Here is an 18,930-nt window from a genome sequence, read left to right on the forward strand (position 1 = left end):
CTTCTCCCCTAACCTTCGTTTTCGGATTTGCGCCGTGTAAAGAGACGGATTGGCGTTCCCTCGAAATTAAACGCCGCGCGGATTTTATTCTCCAAGTAACGTTCATAGGAGAAGTGCATCAGCGATGGGTCATTTACGAACACCACGATCGTCGGTGGCTTCACCGCAACCTGCGTTACGTAGTTAATACGTAAGCGACGGCCTTTGTCAGTTGGAGGAGGGTTAATTGCAATGGCATCCGATACAACATCGTTCACCAGATGCGTAGTAATGCGTAGTGCATGTTGTTGAGATACATGCTGAACCACTGGAAGCAGTTTTTGCAGGCGCTGTTTAGTTAAAGCCGACAAGAAGACAACCGGTGCGTAACTCATAAACAAGAAATGGTCACGAATCTTAGACTCGAAGTTCTGCATAGTCTTGTCGTCTTTCTCGATGGCATCCCATTTATTCACAACAAAAATAGATGCTTTACCAGCTTCATGTGCATAACCAGCAATATGCTTGTCCTGGTCGATGATGCCCTCTTCACCGTTAATTACAACGAGAACCACATCAGCCCGTTCAATCGCCCGCATAGCACGCATAACACTGTATTTCTCAATGTTCTCATATACCTTGCCTTTTTTGCGCATACCTGCAGTATCGATAAGCACATAACGTTGTCCATCACGTTCAAAAGGTGTATCAATAGCATCTCGAGTAGTACCTGCAATATCACTAACAATAACGCGTTCTTCACCCAGAATTGCGTTAACTAAAGAGGATTTACCTACATTCGGACGGCCAATCAAAGCTACACGAATGACATCTTCATCATACTCATCATCTATTTTTTCCGGCAGACGTTCTACAACAGCGTCCAATAAGTCACCGAGTCCTGTACCATGACTACCGGAAATTCCGATTGGATCTCCAAAGCCCAGGCTATAGAACTCATAAATATCATCTGCACGCTTCATATTATCCACTTTATTGATGGCAAGAACGATCGGTTTACCTGAACGGAACAGAATCTGAGCTACCTCTTCATCTGAATTCGTCACACCACTCTTCGCCTCACACATAAATACAATAACATCTGCTTCTTCAATCGCCAGCTCCGCTTGAACGCGGATGGATTTCAGAATCGTGTCATCTCCATCAATTTCAATACCTCCGGTATCAATCACACTGAACGACTTACCGTTCCAATCTGAAATACCATAAATCCGGTCACGTGTAATCCCCGGTTTATCTTCTACAATGGCCAATCTATCGCCAATCAGCCGATTAAAAATCGTCGATTTCCCGACGTTAGGCCTCCCAACGATTGCCACAACGGGTCTTGCCATATTCATTCCTCCTGTCATCCTTACGATACTCATCATAGCAAAAAACATTAAAATTGGCTAACACTCATGTTAGTTCCAATAAATCTTTCTGTCGCTGGAAAAAGAGAATCGGCGAACCCCCGTATCGAGGGCTCGCCGATTACTTTACCCGTATATTCAAAAAGCAGGATTAGTTATTACCTTTGAATTTGTCTAACTTGTCTCCAAAACGTTCAGCAAGCGTAAAGCTAAGGCCTTCGTTACTTAGAGAAACGTTAGGGTTATTCAATACTTCTTTAGGAGCTCTGTCTCTGCTGTTGCTGCGTTCAGGTCTAGCAGTAGGTGCTGGAGCTTCTTCAGTTTCTTTGATGCTCAGGCTAACACGTTTCTCGGATGGATTGAAGTCCAGTACTTTCACTTGTACTTCTTGTCCTTCTTTCAATACTTCGTGTGGAGTAGCAATGTGTTTGTGGGAGATTTGTGAAATGTGCACAAGACCTTCCACACCTGGAAGCAATTCAACGAATGCTCCGAAGTTCACAAGACGTTTTACAACGCCTGTTACAACATCACCGATGTTGATTTCGCCAGCAGCAGAGTCCCAAGGACCTGGAGCAGCAGCTTTAATGCTCAGGCTGATTTTTCCTTTTTCAGGATCAACCTTAAGTACTTTAACACGTACTTTATCACCTTCAGAAACTACATCAGAAGGCTTCTCTACGTGATTCCAAGCGATTTCGGATACGTGCACAAGACCGTCAACTCCGCCAACATCAACAAATGCGCCGAATTGGGTCAGACGTTGTACAGTACCTTCAATGATTTGACCTTCAGACAGTTCAGCCATAATTTTAAGCTTGTTAGCTTCGAACTCTTCTTCAAGAACTTCTTTAGCGGACAAGATTACTTTGCTGTTCTCACGGTCAAGTTCTTTCACTTTAACGCGAAGGGTACGGCCTTTGTAATCGCTGAAATCTTCAACGAAGTGACGCTCAACCATGGAAGCTGGAATAAATCCACGTGCTCCAACATCAGCTACTAGACCGCCTTTAACAACGTCAGCCACAGTAACTTCGAAAGCTTCTTGGGAAGCAAAGTACTTCTCAAGATCTTCCCATGATTTTTCGCTGTCAATAGCACGTTTGGAAAGAACAAGGCTTTCCTTGTTGTCGTTGATGCTAACAACTTTACATTCTACTTCCTGTCCAACTTCTACTGCTGCAGCAGCGTTGTCCAGTTGTACTGCGGACAATTCGCGAATTGGAATCACACCGTCGTATTTATATCCAATGCTTACATAAGCTTGGTTATCTTCGATTTTGACGATTGTTCCTTTCACGGTATCGCCTTTTTTCAAAGAAATGATTTCCAAGTCAGCTTGGTTAGTCACTTCTTCTTCGTTAACGGCAGCAACTTCTTCTACAGCTCCGTTATTTTCTGTCACAGCGGATTCCACCGCTTCTACGGTTTCATTACTCTCCGTAGCTTCCTGATTTTTAATTTCTTCAGACATGTGATTAGCCTCCTCGATTCAAAACCCCATTTATTTAAACCTGCGTATAGCAGAGTTCAAAACAAGCATTGCTTGGTATTACAAATTACACTTGAAGATAGTATGTTCCAAAAAATAGCGACTATGCCGTTATTTAATCATAGCACAGGACGAAATTTGTGATTCCGTTTATCCCTTAACCAACGGTTGGTATACCCGACTTCTTCATCTCATTGATGCGTTCCATAATGACATCGGTAACAGCCTCGAGAGATTCACTTCCTGCACCGGCAAATTGACTGAGATCTATAGGAGCCCCATAGACTACAACCATCCGTCGAAAGGGTTTGTACTCACCGACAATTGCGGCTGGAACAACTGCAGCACCGCTTCGAAGTGCAAAGCTTGCAGCACCTTTCTTGGCAACTCCGGCATCAGAGTTACGCGTACCCTCCGGGAAGATACCCATGACATTACCACCACGAAGTGTGTTAAGGGCCGTTTTAATGGATTCTTTGCTTACGCCACCACGTTTAACCGGAAAAGCACCCAATTTGTTAATGAGCCAGCCAAGCACAGGAACCTTAAAAAGTTCTGCCTTAGCCATATACTTCACCTGACGGTCTAACTTAATCCCGATAGTCATCGGATCCAGCAAACTAATATGGTTGGCACAGAGCAGCACCCCGCCCTCCTTTGGCACATTCTCTTCCCCCACAATCTTAAGCGGGAAAACAATTGCGTAAATCAAGCGAAGCAATCCTCGGCAAAATACATAAATCATAAATGATTTCTCTCCCCGTCAACATGAGATCTACAATGGGATACAATGGCCTCCACAACTTGATCGATATCCATAAAGGTCGTGTCCAGAAGAATTGCATCTTCCGCACGGCGCAGCGGTGAAATTTCCCGTCCTTCATCCAGACGATCCCGCTGTGCAATATCATGTTCAAGCTGCTGAAGCGTCACCGATTCCGCGCCTCTCAATTCCTTATAACGACGGAGAGCTCTTTCTTCCACACTTGCCGTCATAAAAATCTTTACTTCGGCATCGGGCAGCACGGTCGTACCGATATCGCGGCCATCCATTACAACGCCTTTGCGAAGCGCCATCTGACGCTGCAAATGACTCAGTCTGGACCTTACACCTTCGATCTTCGAATACTGCGACACAAGGCCGCTAACCTGAAGACTCCGAATATGCGGCGTTACGTCTTCCCCATTAATCAGCACCTTCTGGATGTCTTTTTCCGGAATAAGCTCAATAACCATATCGTGAACTTTCTGGTTCACTTGATTCTGATCTTCCGGTTCTATGCCTTCTCGGATCATATACCAGGTGATTGCCCGGTACATTGCGCCTGTATCGACATAAATATAAGACAACTTCTGGGCTACCAATCGGGCTACAGTACTCTTGCCTGCCCCGGCAGGTCCGTCGATGGCGACGTTAATTCTGTCGTAAGTATGTGTACCCTGCCTATCCAACGGGGCATTCCTCCTCAAACACTCTTTCATAAGAAAAGCATCTAGCGATGTCAAGTTCGTTCCTGCAATATCAAGGAGCACATACAAATGGATATGCTTGATGATATTATCAAGAAAAAAGCAGGCATTGCCTGCGACTTATAAAATTATACCACAGTTTATACTTCAGTGCAAAATCAGAACGCTTAATAGAGCTAAGAAAAATGCCTATCGGTTGCGGAAATCAAACTGCCGTTCAAAGCAGTAACGTATTATTTTCTGACGCTCATTATCCGTAATAGCCACAAATTTCAGCATGGCCAATTGGCGCCCGTTTTCAAGCTTTTTAATCCGAACTATTTCACCTTCAAAGTCCACATGCTCAATACTACCATTTCGATAAGGTACTAGAACCCAGCAGGATAATTTCGCTCCCACCTCGAGCTTCACTTGGTGATCCACCAAGAAAGACGTTCCTCCGCCACCGATATCATCTGTACGTACAAGGAATCTTTTTCCAAAGTTATCCTTCACAGCTAATTCAAGATCTGCATTTACCCGAAAAAAGCTTCGTCTCTGAATTTTGAAAATAGAATCCGCCTCTGGTTTTTGTATCCGGATCATACGAATTACATCTTCTTTAAACCCCAGAACATGAGTATTAAAGTAATTTTTAATGCCACCCTCAGTAATAAAATAAACCGAAAGCTCGTCCCCCATAAAAAGTCGTTTCAGACGACCGTTACTCTCCAACATAGGAATTTCAATGAGGAATGCGTCGTCCTCCGTCTCTGCAATTCTCGATCTATATTCAACTTCTGCTTCAGCAGCGTCACTGGAAGCAACCTGTATGTATAGATATTCATTAATTTTAGGATACAAAGATGTCACCGCCAAATCAGTATAGTTAACAATGATTATAGCATGGGAATATCACCCAATGAGATAAATATTATTTTGAATTTTAAAAAGCAAACAGGGCGCATCCAAATAATGGATGCGCCCTGTTTGCTCATTTTTGTTCTAGGCCTGAAGAAGGCCTGATTTCTTCCACGGACTCTTCGATGCCATCGTCCGCATTAAGATAAATACGATACTGAGTACCATTTACCTCTCCGCCAAATTCGTAAGTCAAGACTTCTACGGAGTCATCATTTTTAATCCAAGCCATGCGATGGTAATTCTCATTGAAATCCGAATTCAGAAATTTCTTCGCTTCTGCAAGGGTCAGCTTTGGCTTTGGAATCTTGCGATTGTCCTTATGCTCATTGACATATTCGCTAGCCTCAAAACCAACCGCTGTCCCAGTATCAAGTCCAATACGGATCGTCATTTTCTCAGGATAAATCAAGACATCATTTTGGCTCGTTACAAAGATTAAATTCCCGATATTATCATAACGGTCAGCATTAACCGCAGTCATATGAGGATATCCTTTTTTCTTAAGAAACTGCTCCGCCTTGGTAACTGCTTCTTCTAGGGTTACCTTAGCAGGTCCTATCTCTCGGTTATCGTAATAAGAGATCAGTAAACCACCATTTTTAGTGAAATCCATACTGGTCATCTGCTTATTATTCGAACCACTGACTGTAGCCGTATAAGAAGGCCACTTCGTATTTTTGCCGTTTTCTTTAACGTCTACCTTAGCATTCGAGCCTGCGTTAGCAAACTTAATGGCTTTACGTTTAATATCTTCAACTGAAACAGGGGTACCTCCGAGCATTTTTACAGAGCGTTTATCGTAAATGCTAGCAACTGAAGGACCCCAATCCAGGTCAGGGTAACCTTCGACACGTTTGTCCACCGACTTGAAGCCGTCAATAATCGAATTATCTTCTGCCTTATTCTCTGTAGCCAATGCGGTTTCAACATCCATCCAGCGCAAGCGGCTACCAATCACTTTATTCTGAACATCTTGCAAATCTTTTGAGATTTCTCCAGAGCTCTTATACAATGCTTTTAAATTGCTCAATTCACCATCTGTCAAAGGCTTCTTAGTGAAATCACGAATCCCAGCTTTATAAGAAAAGTTTGAGATTTTGGACAGAAACTCCTCCGTTTTGCTAAAAGGCAGTAATGTGAGTGGCAACTGATTAATTTCATTTTGTGCCTCACTGGTCATCCGCCACACATTAACAAGTCCTTTGCGGTGCATCCCGTTAGAAGCGGAGTTAACAGCTAGTGTGTTTCCCAGCTCTCCATGAAGACGCTCCACGTGGTAAGACAAATCATGAAAGGCACGCTGATATTGGTTCTCCGCCTTAATTAAGATCGCATTCTTCTCCTGATTCTCCTGATAACCCCACACGAGCGCTCCAATTAACAGCAGCGCAGTCAGCGGGAACATTACAGCACTTAATCTTTTGTACATAGGGCTACAAGACTCCTTTCGATAGCTTATTGGCGTTAGTTTGACAATAAACTAGGAGTCTTATGCACCCTTCTGTAACAGAATATGACCAAAGTGTTTGGATAGAGGGATTTCACTCCAAATTTGCATAGCATAGCGCTTATGCTCTCTCTTCAATTTCAAAGCCACTGCTATTACTACAAAGGCATTGCTTAAAGCCGGTTTGAATCACACCCTGCTCTTTTATCCCTCTTAATATGTAGGTCTCACCGCATTGTTTGCAAAGTATACGGACTTTTATACGCAAAAAAAGACACCTCTCTCCTCTCTGGAATCTCCCGCTAAGGAACAATCCTTTGAATATAAGTGTGTCCATCTCGATTATAGGTTAACCTCTTCTTCTCGTTTCAGAAAGCGGAAAGGGGACCGGCTATTCGCCCTATCCACTTTCCCCATCCCTCCGTACCATAGAATAGCCATCAGAGGAACAATAAACCATATCCAGTAGTTAGCTGTCGTACTCAAAATAAAGTCATAAATCCCATGCCACAACCATGGAAGCAAGATAGAGATTAACAGGATCCCTTTTGTTTTAACTCCTTTTGAGAACTTGGCTCTCCCTAAATGATAGCCCATGATTACACCAAACATAGCGTGTCCAGAAACCGGAAGCAAGGCTCTCAGGAACATGGAACCGATTGATGCATTGCTATACCAAGCGTACATTATATTTTCTATTGTTGCGAAGCCGAGCGAAATCGCTACGGCGTATAGTATCCCATCATATGGCTCGTCAAATTCGGTGTGATTGTAAATCATATGGTAAAGCACAAACCATTTTAAACATTCTTCCACGCCAGCAGATATGAGAAACGACTCCACATAAGGACCGCCATTCAGTCCCAGCATTAGTCCTCTCTGAATGATCATAACAGGGAATACAATCAGAAGGCCTAGCAGGAACACCTTAATAACGATATGAAGCGGTTCTTGATCATACTTATCTTTCAAATAAAAAAAGGTCAGCAGAGCAAGTCCCGGCGCTACTGCCGACGAAATAACCGATAACACGAGCACCGAATAACCTCCCTATATCCCTAGCGCCTTATTCTGCTGATTACAGCAAGGCAGATAACAGCTTTAATTCAAGAATGACCGCCATACCATCAAGAACAAGAATAGGGCTAAACAGCTAAAATAATGCATATCAGCCCTATCATGTTATTTAATCCTGACGCTTAAAATGAGTGCACAATAACTGGACTGCATTCTCCGGCATTACTGTCTTCCCGTATTCATCGAGAACAGCTTCAGTAACCGGCGAGGAATCTCCAAACTCAGCTAGTACGCCAACAAGACCTGACAACGCTGTTTCTTCAAATTCCTTAGGATCGAAATACAGATACCATTTATTGTTATAAGAATACAGTTTCCCCTGGGAAGTAATATTACCAATGAGCACATGAGCCGCTTCAACAAGAACCTCGAAATCGCGGAATGCATATACAATGGAGTCGCTTTGTTCAAGAGTAACTTCCATTTCGTAAATCTCTTCTGGCAATTCTTCTTCCCCGGACGCACCGTACTGATGGTGATCATATTTTCCTCGGGTCACTATAACGACCATGCCTTGGGCGGGCAATGCGAAAACTTCTACGGCAAGCGGACCGGTAGCATCAAAACCTAGTTCACTATATGCTTGGTCCATCATCTCCGTAAACAGGTCATGAACCTTGGGAACTTCCTGCCACATGTCTTCCTTCTGGATGCCCCGCTCGCTCAGGTCGTCAAAAGTGAGGAAAATCCGTATCTTATCTTGACTTAATCGCTCTATTCTCATGACAGGATCCTCCTTTTGCAAGCTCATTTATTATAATGTATGATGAGTCCCGAGTAATGAGCCAAAAATGGTTACTATGTATGTATGTTATCATTTTGCAGAGATAAATGCACGAAAATAAATATATAAAATCCTCTTAAAGCATTGCTACTACTGAAGAGCTTATTCTAATTCATAAACCATTTTCAAGCCCTTGAATATAAAAAAGAATCATTCTGCGGAATATTTCATCCTCAAAATGATTCTGAAGGAGTCCTTTACGGTTACAATCCCGGTATGGCAGTATGCGTTTCTTTAAGAATTTGCTCCACTTCGCTCTTCACTTCAGGATTGTTACGAATGAAATCCTTCAGTAATTTGAGATTGGATTCTTTTGATTTAACCGGTGATTCCGATTTATGCTCAGAGGTTCCGCTGTTCGAACCATTACTTTGAGCATTGCTGCTTGTATTACTGCTTGCATTGCTGCTTGAAGCAGCAGTGTTTCCAAACCCTGTCGTAGCCATACCAATTATTTTTTCTTTTGCTTTATCTGCTGCTCCACTCATGGAACCGCCCGATTGCCCCAGCGAAGACATTAGAGAATTCCGCTTTTTGGACATAATCATACTGGCTGCAACGCCCATCAGCACCCCACATAAAAATGACGAAGTATTCATATTTCCAGCCTCCTTGTATGGTAAAATCATGTTTAGTGTTCGCGGAAAGATTGCCGCTCATGCAACCTAATAAGAAGAAAGTGAGTTGAAAAAAGTGGGTAAAATGACATCAGTGCTCCTACTGGCTACCTTACTGCTGACAGCCTGTGGCAACAGCGGTGCAAATGGAAAGACCGCCGAGGATACAAACACCACAAAGAATACGCCTACGGCGGCAGCTACACAGAGCGCAGCAACTACAGCGCCTTCGCCTGAGGTTACAGCCAGCCCTACCCCTGAAGCATCAGCAGATGGAGGAACTACAGGTAGTAATAATACAGCCAGTAAGGATGAAGCCTCCGCTAAAATCCCACTGCTGTACCATATGAACAAAAATTACGACATTGTCCCAAATGAGGAAACTACAAATAAAAAAGTCGTGTTGCTCACTTTTGATGACGGTCCCAAAGATGCGGATATGATCAATCCGTTAATGGATGTTCTGGACAAACATCAGGCCAAAGCGATCTTCTTCGTAAATGGATACCGCGTTAAAGCCCATCCCGAGCTTCTAGAGTTAATTCATAACCGCGGAGGAATTATCGGCAACCATAGCTGGGATCATATTGTGTTGAAGGACAAGTCTTACACTGAGGTCAAAAAGCAAATCGAAGACGTTCAAAATGCGGTCAAGGAGATTATCGGTGAAGTCCCTCAGTTTTTCCGTCCCCCACATGGTGCTGGCGGAGATGTAGGCAAGAAGATTTCCGCTGAGAATGGGATGTTGTATATGACCTGGTCCAATGGATCACTGGACTGGGAAATGAAAGAGAAAGAAACCGGAAAAACAGATAAGTTAATCAAAAATGTGACGGATCAATTGCATTCTGGCAGTAATATTCTAATGCATGAACTACCTTGGACAGTTGAAGCGTTGGATAAACTGCTTACTACTCTTGAAGGCAAGGGCTATAGCTTTGTAGACCCTCGCAGCATTGAGCTTAAGATGCGCTAATTCCTATTTAGGATAAATAAAAACAGGTAATCCCCTTGAAGCAAAGGAGATTACCTGTTTTTTTGTCCACCCATTCAAATGTAGAAGGACAGCTTTCTAATGTTTCTCTTTACGGAGCGTTAGAATGTGCATCTCAGCAGGACTTCCCCAGCGGATTGGCAAGTGAGAGGTTCCAAACCCTCTGCTAATCAGCAGCTTCGCATCCCTTCCTGTCCCATCTCTTCTTGGCCAATGAAACATTCCTGCATCATATTTATGATAAAAATTTTCCACATGCCTTTGTCCCAAAAAAGGAAGAATGACCTGCCCTCCATGCGTGTGACCTGCTAATATCAGATCTGCTGGCACACTTTGGCGTTTGGACAACCAGAGCGGATCGTGAACAAGAATGATGCGGCAAGTATCATCTATAGAAGAAGCATTTGTCTTTAATCGTGGAAATGGACGATAAGAAGTGTTGCCACCCTTTTTCGGAAAATCCACTCCCGTTAACCAAAGAGAAGCCCCCTCACGTTCAATACGCACATTCTCATCCATTAACAGCTTTGCACCACTGCTCCGAATAATCTGATCAACTAGTGAAATATCAGCTCGATAATCATGATTGCCATGTACTACATAGGTAGGAGCAATAGAAGTAACTAAAGTCATATTATCAGTCAGTCGATCCAGAGGACTGTTTTTTTCCGTCAGATCACCGCCTAATAAAACAGCACCCACCTTTCCCTTTAACGGAATCAGCAGTGCTGTTGGAAGGCGGCGGCGATGGATGTCGGTTATAAATAAGAGACGAAATCCATCAAACTCATCTGGGAGTGACTTCAAAAATATTTCCTCGGTAATAATTCTATTTCGAAAGGCGTTACTTAACATAATCACTGCAATGATTAGCGTAATCAAAAGCACAACCACAACTAATCCACAAATCCAAAAAATCACCATAACGTACTCAAAGGCGGCGCCCCTTCGATTCCCCACCATAGGAGCGCTACCAGCAATATTACAAAAATGAAAATCAGAGAGTTAACAAACATTTTACTAAGCCGAACACGTTCTGATGAATACGTATTCGAACGTGATGGAACAGATTCTTCCTGCTCATTGTTTCCAGCGTTAGATCCTTTCGCAGAAGCTGCCGGACGGCGCGCTTTCCTTGATAAAGTTGCCGTTGTTGTCTGGGAAGGATTGCTCTTTCTAGGAGCCCCCTCCGATCGCGGATTCGTTTTTTTACTTTTGCCAGAAGTTTTGCCTTCGCCACTGCGCTTTTTCTGACGAGACTTCAACCGGCTCAATTCCTCACTCATGATTCCCTCCTGTAGCGGATCACCAGACCAGAGAAAAGGTCGATGAAGAAATGACATAGTATAGGTGCCCATAGGCTTCCTGATTGAATGTATATATACCCAAGACCATAGCTGCTTAAGAAAACCCATCCGGTAGGTACAAAGTGGCGCAAATAGCGAACATGAATAAGAGCAAACAAAATACTCGTCCAATAAGGACCAATGGAATACTGTATGGCTCCTCTGAACAGAAGCTCTTCACAGATTGATACCATAGCTGCAATTACAACAATGTGCCATACGGGCCTATTTCGAAATAATAGGTCGTTTATTCCCCCGTCATCCATACTTTCTTCAGGTACAATATGAGTCAATAAATAATCAACTACCAGCATTACAGCGGCAAGTCCAAGACCCCATGCCACAAAATGTACGTTTTCTGGAAAAATTAATAGCTGAAAAGGATTTCTTTTCTGAAATAATATCCATATCAAACCGATAATTAATGTAAGCCCCTGAGTAATGTAGAGATTGAGGAGCAGAAGACGGTCTGTTAACTGACCTGGCTCTACTTTTTTTATCTTAATCTCGCCAAATTTGAATTTTTTCATCGTGACCTGCCTGTTCTTTAATTTTTTGGGGCAGCTCCGAAAGAGAAACCGTCCATAATGTTGCTATCAATACATAATACATAGGATAATTCCCCCAGAAAAAGGAGCACTTATTATGAGCCAACGTAACTCCCGTACACAAATGTTGTACACTCTATTTTTTTTGTTTTTCCTTATTTGCGCCTTCGCCGCATTTTTCACAGGCGTCAAGGTTGGCGCAGACAAAACGGAAGCTAAATATGAGCAACAAAAGAGCAGTAATGGATATGGATTAGAAGAATTCACGGGCTCTTACCAACAGAAGGATCTTGTTACTTTCTATCATAACGTATTTTTGCCTTATCGGGAATTCAAGCAGAATTGGAACACTCAAGTGGACAAGCTGGCACGCAGTACAGATGCCCGTGTAAATGCAGCAGCTATGAAGAATCTTAGCCTTTTAGCAGATAAACAATATGAAAGAGTTAACCAGGACTCTATCTTTTCTGACTCTCCCTTATTACATCAATCACAGCTAAACATACTCAAAAGCTTAACCTTATTCTCAAAAGCTTCTGGTGAAGTAAGTGCAAGTGCATCTGGTGCAGAGACGGCAAAATTGCTGAAAAATGATCCTTATACTGCCGGTGCGGTTAAATTCGGATTGCTCGCTCAAAAGAACTTTTATGATTCTATGCTAAAGTGGGGCTCTAAGACAAACCAGAAAATTCCTTCTGATGCTGGTGAGCTTAAGACCATGTCCTTTATACAGTGGAAAAAAATGCCTCTTCTTCAAAAGAACGCATCCATTGCAGATATGATGTTAAATCGCGGAATTTTTGCAGCCTATGATCCTCAGGACATTACCGCAAAAATTGACGATTTGATTCATTCTGGTACAGCCAGTTCATTGAATCTTACAGATGTTCAGTCCTCAGTAACCCTGCTTATTTCCACAGGTGCTATACAGGTAGAGGATTTTATGAAGTGGCGAGAGCAGTACTACAGCAAGGAGACGATTCCACAGCTCCCGTTTTTTTATGAATAGAACCAGTCATTGAATCATAACGAAAAATGAAGTTCACTTCAAGAAAGCTTACTTTCAAAGCCTATTGACACATCTACATTACCGTGTTACATTATGAAAAAATTAATCAATCAAAAACGATGATGGAACAAAGATTCTGGAAGTCTTCAGAGAGCCGGTGGTTGGTGCAAACCGGTGACACACAGATGTCTTTAGCGCTCCTGAGATATTGTATCGAACCTTAAAGTAGGTGCAATCGGATCAACTCCGTTACCAGTGTGGCCTTTGCAGGCCAATGAGGCTGCTTCTTCCAAGTTGCAGTGAATTAGGGTGGTACCACGAAGATAACTCTCGTCCCTTACTACGGCAGTAGTATGGGGGTCGGGAGTTTTTTTAATTTCTAAATACCTAATCTATACTATCCTTTTGCCCAAAGTTACCGATTCCGCGGCACTTCTGCACACAACTTCTTTTATGCGACACCGCGTTGATCTACTATTATCACATGTTTTTTCTCTACTAGTTCGTGAATCTTCAGGTATTGTGGATTGCCCAAAAAGGCGTCCTCGACATATAAAGCTTTTCAACTTTAAGGGGGATAAGAAACCATGTTTAAAGTATTAGTATCGGATCCAATCAGTGATTTGGGCATTCAGCAATTGATGGACGCAGAAGATGTAGTTGTTGACAAAAAAACAGGACTCAGCGAAGACGAACTCATTGCAATTATCGGTGAATACGATGGCCTCCTTGTCCGCAGTCAAACTACTGTAACAGACAAAATCATCGAAGCAGGAAAAAACCTAAAAGTAATTGGCCGTGCAGGTGTTGGTGTAGATAATATCAAACTGGATGCTGCAACAAAACGTGGTATTGTTGTAATCAATGCTCCTGATGGAAATACAATTACGACTTGTGAGCATGCTTTCGCAATGATGATGGCTCTAGCCCGTCATATTCCACAAGCTTATGCAAAAACAATTGGCGGAACCTGGGATAGAAAAACATTCGTTGGTGTAGAGCTTCGCGGCAAAACTTTAGGTGTACTCGGAATGGGCAGAATTGGTAGTGAAGTGGCTAAACGTGCTAAAGCATTCGGTATGGAAATTCTTGCTTTTGATCCTTTCCTAACCGCTGAACGTGCTGAAAAGATGGAAGTGAAATTGGCTTCCGTAGACGATGTTGTTCGCGGAGCAGACTTCATTACTGTGCACACTCCACTTACTCCGGAAACACGCCATATGATTTCTCGCCCACAATTCGAGGTGATGAAAAAGGGCATGCGCATCATCAACTGTGCCCGTGGTGGTGTAATTGATGAAATGGCGTTAGTAGAAGCTATAGATAGCGGTATCGTTGCTGGCGCCGCGTTTGATGTATTCGAAAAAGAGCCGCCACAAGCGGATCACCCCTTCTTATCTCATCCAAAAATCATCGTGACGCCTCACCTTGGCGCTTCTACGATTGAGGCTCAAGAAAATGTGGCGATCGATGTTTCAGAACAAGTATTGCATATTCTGCGTAATGAACCGTTCATTAACGCGGTAAACATTCCTCCAGTGGCTCCAAGTGTAATGAATAAGCTTCAACCTTACTTCACGCTTGGGGAAAAACTGGGTAGCTTTGTTACCCAAATTGCAGCTGCTGCTATCCGTGAGATCCATGTGGAATACGCCGGTGATCTTTCGGATGTAGATACCCAACCACTAACCCGCTACATTGTAAAAGGCGTGCTCTCCCGCCACTTTGCAGAGGACGTTAATATTGTAAATTCCATGCATTTGGCGAAAACACGAGATGTGAACGTAGTAATAACTAAAGCTTCTAAAACAAAAGGTTTTACCAATCTGATTACTGTTACTCTAAAAGCTGATCGTGACCAAGAGTATCTTGTTGCCGGTACCCTGCTGCAAGGCTATGGAGAACGAATTGTTCAAGTGAATAAGTTCCCTGTTGATATTGCTCCTGAAGGTCATCAAATCTTTGTATCCCATAACGACAAAGTAGGGATTATCGGACTCGTGGGTACATTGCTTGGCGAGAATGATGTAAATATCGCATCCATGCAAGTAGGACGTAAAATTGTTGGAGGTGCTGCAATCATGCTGCTGACCGTTGACAAAGCTGTTCCTAAGCATGTCCTTGTGAAACTCGCTGGATTACCAGAAATTAATACTGCTGAAGAAATCATCCTTCTTTAATCTATAATATAGAAAGGCCATTCCAGAACGTACTGGAGTGGCCTTTCTTTAATTTAACGAATCTTTTTCTTCCTATATTATGAACGAAGGGATTATCCTTCCATCAATATCAGTAAAGCCATACTTTTCAGCAAGCTTTCCAACCACCTGCGGCTCACCGGACATAGAGATAACCTCTGGATCAGCGGCTAGTGCAGTCACTGCTCGACCAATATATCTCGTCGATTCACTCATTTTCAGTTCCTCAACTTCTTGCCAATGTTCCTCATCTGTATTCATGGCTTCTAGAACCGCTTCTGTTCTCATCCATCCAGGTGAAAGTGGAATAACCGCAATACCGTCATCCTTTAACTCCTTCGACAATCCGAAAGCCATACGTAAAAGTGCATTTTTAGAAAGATCATAATAAAAGTTGCCTAAATATTTATAATGATCCCAGAAGGTTGTATGGATAATTAGACCACCAGTTTTTGCCTTGCGCATGAAGGGGATTGCGTAATAATTTGTGATCATTTGTGCTCTCACACCGGCATTAAACATATTGTCCCAATGAGTTGTAGGTAACTCCCAAAAAGGCTTCTGCTCAATAGTTAAATCATTGCCTCCCCATACATTGTTAACTAAGATATCGAGTCGCCCCTTCTCTTCAGCGATTTGACGGATCACTGCTTCTGTTTCCTGATCCTTCGTATGGTCACATCGTATTACCGCACCAGAACCCCCACTCTCTTTTATTTCTCTAAGTACACTATCTATACTCCCCTTAGTATGTTCTGTGGCGGATATATCTGTGGTCCTCCCTGTAATATAGACAAAAGCGCCTCTTCTTGCTAATTCTAAAGCGATTCCCCTCCCTGCACCTCTGCTGCTCCCGGTAACCAAAGCGACTTTCCCTTTCAATGTCATAGCCCTCAACCCTTTCCACATAAATTCGGATTTCAATATTCTGTGATCATTCCTTACGTTTTATAAGTATAGCCCGTATATATGACATCAACTGACATATATAATATAATCATGATTTAGAAAAGATTAATGGTGATCGTCCAATAATTAATTCGAGGAGGCACAATAGCCTAATGAGAGCCGACCGTTTGTTATCTATATTGCTTCTGTTACAAAATCGCGGAAAAATGACTTCTAGAGAACTGGCCCAAATACTCGAGATATCAGAACGAACTGTGTTTCGTGATATGGAAGCATTAAGTGCTTCAGGGATACCCATTTTAGCTGAACGTGGCCGTGAAGGAGGCTGGATGCTTACTGAAGGGTACCGAACCTCCCTAACGGGAATGAAGCCACAAGAGATTGGTTCACTGCTTCTGTCCACTGACGCATCTATATTGAAGGATCTGGGGATACAAGACGATTTCTCTTCCGCTGTTCTCAAACTAGAAGCTGCATCCTCACACCGAACTAGTAACCCAGCACATCACCTAAGCGAGCGTATTCATATTGATGGTGCTAGTTGGCATCCTTCAGATGAGACTTATCCGTTCCTTTCTGTACTGCAGGGAGCACTTTGGGAGGACCGTAAAGTTAAAATCACTTATCTCCGGAGTAATGAGACTACAGTCCGTTTCATTGATCCTCTTGGATTGGTTGCAAAACGCGGTGTATGGTATGTCGTAGCCAAAAGCGAGGATGAACTAAGAACCTTTCGTGTGTCCAGATTAGTTAACGTTGAGGAGACTCATGAGGGGTTTAAAAGACCTGATGACTTTGATTTAAAACAGTACTGGGAAGAGTCCACCATGGCCTTTAAAGCAGCACTGCCAAAGTATCAAGTAAAGCTAAGGGTTAGAACATCTGTCTTAAAAGAATTACAGCGAGAAAGATTCGTCTCTGTCCAATTGATAGAGCCAACCAGCAATGCAGAGTGGGTGAACGTAGATGCCGAATTTAATACGATCGAGTCTGCCTGCCGGATAATCCTTTCTTTTAGTCCCTCAGTTATTGTACTTTCACCACAAGAACTTTTAGAGATGGTAAAGTCTGCTATCACAAAAATTTCCGCTATTTATGAGGATTTTTGACACGAAATCTAAAGAACTGCTCCTAAAAGAAGATTTATGTCAGTTCTTACTATAGACCAATCACCTTTAAATCCCATATAATAACACCAATACATAATATTAATAAGGAGGACATTATACCAATGAACTGGATGCATAAACTTCCGTTAAAACAAAGAATTGTTGCCGGATGTTATCTCATTGCCGCACTATTTGCCATTCCTGTTTTAGTTACTTTTATGATCTTAGGCAACATTATTTTGGGTATTGTTCTAATCGTTGTTCTTGCTGCTTTAACTTTACCCGTGGCCCGCTTTATCGAGAGAACGCTTACATCTTCTTTTGATGACATCGCGAATGTATCTCATAGTATTTCTAAAGGGGATTTTACTAGTAGAGCTGACGAGAACGGGTCTATGGGGGACGTAAGTCGTTCCTTTAATACTATGATTGACAAGCTCAAGAAGATTTTAACAGAAGCATCGCAGATCACGCGCCAGGTTATGGATGCAAGCCGTGGAATCGAAGATAAGAATCAGAACTTGAAAATTGTCATGGCACAGGTAGCCTCTTCGTCAAATGAGCTAGCTCTTGGGGCAAATGAAATATCTACGGATATCGCTGAAATGACAGAATCTATTAAAGATATTGAGAATAAAGTCTCCAATTATACGAACTCAACGAAAGAAATGAACAGACGTTCAATACATACATTAGAACTAGTTGAACAAGGGCGCCAATCCGTAGATACTCAAGCTGAAGGCATGCGCAAAAACATCCAGGCTACTCAAAAAGTAGCGGATACTATCGAGGCCTTGTCTCATAATGCTCGCGGAATAACGATGATCACAAAGACCATCACTGAGATCGCTGAACAGACTAACCTGTTATCGCTGAATGCCTCCATCGAAGCAGCACGTGCCGGAGAACATGGTCGAGGATTTGCAGTAGTCGCACAGGAGGTCCGTAAGCTTGCCGAAGAATCAACGGCTTCAACAAAGGAAGTCTTTGGTTTAGTTCGGAGCATTGAAACTGATATTAAACAAGCGATTGACAATATCGCTATCAACGAAGAAGTCGTACAGGTACAGAATGAGATGATCACTCAATCTGCTCATATCTTTGCTCAAATTGTACAAAGTGTGCAGTATATTACCGAGCAGATCTCTTCCTTCTCTTCTGAAAGTGATCTTATGCTGGAAAGTGCCTTGAAAATCTCAGGTGCAATAGAAAATATATCTGCAATCACTCAGGAAACTGCTGCTGGCACCGAAGAAGTATCGGCTGCAATGAATGAACAAATTAATGCCCTGCAGTCCGTCGCAGAAGAAACTGAGAAAATGACTCAAGCCGTATTTAATCTACAGAAAACGATCCATATCTTCAAGTTTTAAACAACTTGCATAACGAATAAACCAAGCCATAAACCGTCCTCTAAGTTTGTCTTAGGGGACGGTTTATTTTCTATTATTTCATAGGTTTGACAAGACTTTCGTCAAAATTCGAGTTAATTTGCGATAATATATTGACAAAGGATGATCCCAAGGAATATATTGTAAAGGAAAATTCTTCTTATAAATTTTAAATTAATATAGGCAAAATCTTCGAAAGAGGATGACGCAAAACCATGGATCTACAGCCTCATTTTTACTCTGAGGCCATGATTGCCAGGTTGCTAAGGACCCGGGACGGCTGA

Annotated in this window: 18 protein-coding genes, 1 riboswitch and 1 other annotated feature; of the genes, 5 read left to right on the top strand and 13 right to left on the bottom strand. The window is 42.5% G+C overall.

Features of this window, described 5'->3' with window-relative positions; translation table 11 throughout:
- Positions 1–8 precede the first annotated feature (8 nt).
- From der to M2444_RS07045, 9 genes are all read right to left on the bottom strand, one after another.
- Complete coding sequence (gene der / locus M2444_RS07005; protein ID WP_280786600.1) at positions 9–1,334, bottom strand: ribosome biogenesis GTPase Der; 1,326 nt, start codon at positions 1,332–1,334, stop codon at positions 9–11.
- A gap of 169 nt (positions 1,335–1,503) precedes the next feature.
- Complete coding sequence (gene rpsA / locus M2444_RS07010) at positions 1,504–2,826, bottom strand: 30S ribosomal protein S1 (protein ID WP_179281584.1); 1,323 nt, start codon at positions 2,824–2,826, stop codon at positions 1,504–1,506.
- Between the two features lie 175 nt (positions 2,827–3,001).
- Positions 3,002–3,589 (bottom strand): lysophospholipid acyltransferase family protein, encoded by a 588-nt coding sequence (locus tag M2444_RS07015; RefSeq protein WP_094870073.1) that lies wholly within the window; start codon positions 3,587–3,589, stop codon positions 3,002–3,004.
- Positions 3,586–4,296, bottom strand: a complete 711-nt coding sequence (cmk, locus tag M2444_RS07020; protein ID WP_280786601.1) for a (d)CMP kinase — start codon at positions 4,294–4,296, stop codon at positions 3,586–3,588. The genes M2444_RS07015 and cmk overlap by 4 nt, the downstream gene beginning before the upstream one ends.
- A gap of 207 nt (positions 4,297–4,503) precedes the next feature.
- The gene (locus tag M2444_RS07025) at positions 4,504–5,157 is read right to left on the bottom strand and encodes a flagellar brake protein (RefSeq protein ID WP_280786602.1); all 654 of its coding nucleotides are present in this window, start codon (positions 5,155–5,157) and stop codon (positions 4,504–4,506) included.
- Between the two features lie 130 nt (positions 5,158–5,287).
- Positions 5,288–6,646 carry a germination protein YpeB gene (ypeB, locus tag M2444_RS07030; protein ID WP_280786603.1) on the bottom strand — a complete coding sequence of 453 codons (1,359 nt, stop codon included), beginning with the start codon at positions 6,644–6,646 and terminating at the stop codon, positions 5,288–5,290.
- A 360-nt stretch (positions 6,647–7,006) separates the two neighbouring features.
- Positions 7,007–7,702 (bottom strand): glutamic-type intramembrane protease PrsW, encoded by a 696-nt coding sequence (gene prsW, locus M2444_RS07035; RefSeq protein WP_094876377.1) that lies wholly within the window; start codon positions 7,700–7,702, stop codon positions 7,007–7,009.
- A gap of 148 nt (positions 7,703–7,850) precedes the next feature.
- Complete coding sequence (locus tag M2444_RS07040; protein ID WP_042190227.1) at positions 7,851–8,465, bottom strand: genetic competence negative regulator; 615 nt, start codon at positions 8,463–8,465, stop codon at positions 7,851–7,853.
- Positions 8,466–8,728: 263 nt separating this feature from the next.
- Entirely contained in the window at positions 8,729–9,124 is a 396-nt protein-coding gene (locus M2444_RS07045; protein WP_094870076.1) for a hypothetical protein, read from the bottom strand.
- 85 nt (positions 9,125–9,209) lie between these two features.
- On the opposite strand from M2444_RS07045, the gene M2444_RS07050 reads away from it, so the two are divergent.
- Positions 9,210–10,118 (top strand): polysaccharide deacetylase family protein, encoded by a 909-nt coding sequence (locus M2444_RS07050; protein WP_373455816.1) that lies wholly within the window; start codon positions 9,210–9,212, stop codon positions 10,116–10,118.
- Between the two features lie 96 nt (positions 10,119–10,214).
- On the opposite strand, the gene M2444_RS07055 is transcribed toward M2444_RS07050, so the two are convergent.
- Genes M2444_RS07055 through M2444_RS07065 form a run of 3 tightly spaced genes read right to left on the bottom strand, consistent with a single transcriptional unit; the run spans position 10,215 to position 12,012 of the window.
- On the bottom strand, positions 10,215–11,060 hold the full coding sequence (locus M2444_RS07055; RefSeq protein WP_280786604.1) for a metallophosphoesterase: 846 nt from the start codon (positions 11,058–11,060) through the stop codon (positions 10,215–10,217).
- Entirely contained in the window at positions 11,054–11,422 is a 369-nt protein-coding gene (locus tag M2444_RS07060; protein WP_094870078.1) for a hypothetical protein, read from the bottom strand. Before M2444_RS07060 ends, M2444_RS07055 begins: the two co-directional genes overlap by 7 nt.
- Positions 11,419–12,012, bottom strand: coding sequence for a CPBP family intramembrane glutamic endopeptidase (locus tag M2444_RS07065; RefSeq protein ID WP_042190233.1), 594 nt, complete (start codon positions 12,010–12,012; stop codon positions 11,419–11,421). The genes M2444_RS07060 and M2444_RS07065 overlap by 4 nt, the downstream gene beginning before the upstream one ends.
- A gap of 115 nt (positions 12,013–12,127) precedes the next feature.
- On the opposite strand from M2444_RS07065, the gene M2444_RS07070 reads away from it, so the two are divergent.
- Together M2444_RS07070 and serA are read left to right on the top strand one after the other, a co-directional pair.
- The gene (locus tag M2444_RS07070) at positions 12,128–13,039 is read left to right on the top strand and encodes a hypothetical protein (protein WP_094870079.1); all 912 of its coding nucleotides are present in this window, start codon (positions 12,128–12,130) and stop codon (positions 13,037–13,039) included.
- A gap of 110 nt (positions 13,040–13,149) precedes the next feature.
- Positions 13,150–13,380: a binding site (T-box leader), on the top strand.
- Positions 13,381–13,626: 246 nt separating this feature from the next.
- Complete coding sequence (gene serA, locus M2444_RS07075) at positions 13,627–15,219, top strand: phosphoglycerate dehydrogenase (protein WP_042190237.1); 1,593 nt, start codon at positions 13,627–13,629, stop codon at positions 15,217–15,219.
- Between the two features lie 72 nt (positions 15,220–15,291).
- On the opposite strand, the gene M2444_RS07080 is transcribed toward serA, so the two are convergent.
- Positions 15,292–16,125, bottom strand: a complete 834-nt coding sequence (locus M2444_RS07080) for an SDR family NAD(P)-dependent oxidoreductase (protein ID WP_280786605.1) — start codon at positions 16,123–16,125, stop codon at positions 15,292–15,294.
- A 173-nt stretch (positions 16,126–16,298) separates the two neighbouring features.
- On the opposite strand from M2444_RS07080, the gene M2444_RS07085 reads away from it, so the two are divergent.
- Positions 16,299–17,255 (top strand): helix-turn-helix transcriptional regulator, encoded by a 957-nt coding sequence (locus tag M2444_RS07085; RefSeq protein ID WP_280786606.1) that lies wholly within the window; start codon positions 16,299–16,301, stop codon positions 17,253–17,255.
- A 122-nt stretch (positions 17,256–17,377) separates the two neighbouring features.
- Positions 17,378–18,628, top strand: a complete 1,251-nt coding sequence (locus M2444_RS07090) for a methyl-accepting chemotaxis protein (protein ID WP_094870082.1) — start codon at positions 17,378–17,380, stop codon at positions 18,626–18,628.
- Positions 18,629–18,818: 190 nt separating this feature from the next.
- Positions 18,819–18,914: riboswitch (cyclic di-GMP riboswitch) on the top strand.
- The last annotated feature ends 16 nt before the right edge of the window (positions 18,915–18,930 follow it).

The organism is Paenibacillus sp. PastF-3, assembly GCF_029893135.1.
Classification (GTDB): Bacteria; Bacillota; Bacilli; order Paenibacillales; family Paenibacillaceae; genus Paenibacillus_AQ; species Paenibacillus_AQ nitricinens.

What these genes read in the sequence shown, in the direction of transcription:
- M2444_RS07055 (WP_280786604.1), bottom strand. Translation starts at nt 11,060, where the DNA reads ATGGTGATTTTTTGGATTTGTGGATTAGTTGTGGTTGTGCTTTTGATT.
- M2444_RS07090 (WP_094870082.1), top strand. Translation starts at nt 17,378, where the DNA reads ATGAACTGGATGCATAAACTTCCGTTAAAACAAAGAATTGTTGCCGGA.
- M2444_RS07060 (WP_094870078.1), bottom strand. Translation starts at nt 11,422, where the DNA reads ATGAGTGAGGAATTGAGCCGGTTGAAGTCTCGTCAGAAAAAGCGCAGT.
- M2444_RS07065 (WP_042190233.1), bottom strand. Translation starts at nt 12,012, where the DNA reads ATGAAAAAATTCAAATTTGGCGAGATTAAGATAAAAAAAGTAGAGCCA.
- ypeB (WP_280786603.1), bottom strand. Translation starts at nt 6,646, where the DNA reads ATGTACAAAAGATTAAGTGCTGTAATGTTCCCGCTGACTGCGCTGCTG.
- M2444_RS07045 (WP_094870076.1), bottom strand. Translation starts at nt 9,124, where the DNA reads ATGAATACTTCGTCATTTTTATGTGGGGTGCTGATGGGCGTTGCAGCC.
- serA (WP_042190237.1), top strand. Translation starts at nt 13,627, where the DNA reads ATGTTTAAAGTATTAGTATCGGATCCAATCAGTGATTTGGGCATTCAG.
- rpsA (WP_179281584.1), bottom strand. Translation starts at nt 2,826, where the DNA reads ATGTCTGAAGAAATTAAAAATCAGGAAGCTACGGAGAGTAATGAAACC.
- M2444_RS07070 (WP_094870079.1), top strand. Translation starts at nt 12,128, where the DNA reads ATGAGCCAACGTAACTCCCGTACACAAATGTTGTACACTCTATTTTTT.
- M2444_RS07080 (WP_280786605.1), bottom strand. Translation starts at nt 16,125, where the DNA reads ATGACATTGAAAGGGAAAGTCGCTTTGGTTACCGGGAGCAGCAGAGGT.
- M2444_RS07085 (WP_280786606.1), top strand. Translation starts at nt 16,299, where the DNA reads ATGAGAGCCGACCGTTTGTTATCTATATTGCTTCTGTTACAAAATCGC.
- M2444_RS07040 (WP_042190227.1), bottom strand. Translation starts at nt 8,465, where the DNA reads ATGAGAATAGAGCGATTAAGTCAAGATAAGATACGGATTTTCCTCACT.
- M2444_RS07015 (WP_094870073.1), bottom strand. Translation starts at nt 3,589, where the DNA reads ATGATTTATGTATTTTGCCGAGGATTGCTTCGCTTGATTTACGCAATT.
- der (WP_280786600.1), bottom strand. Translation starts at nt 1,334, where the DNA reads ATGGCAAGACCCGTTGTGGCAATCGTTGGGAGGCCTAACGTCGGGAAA.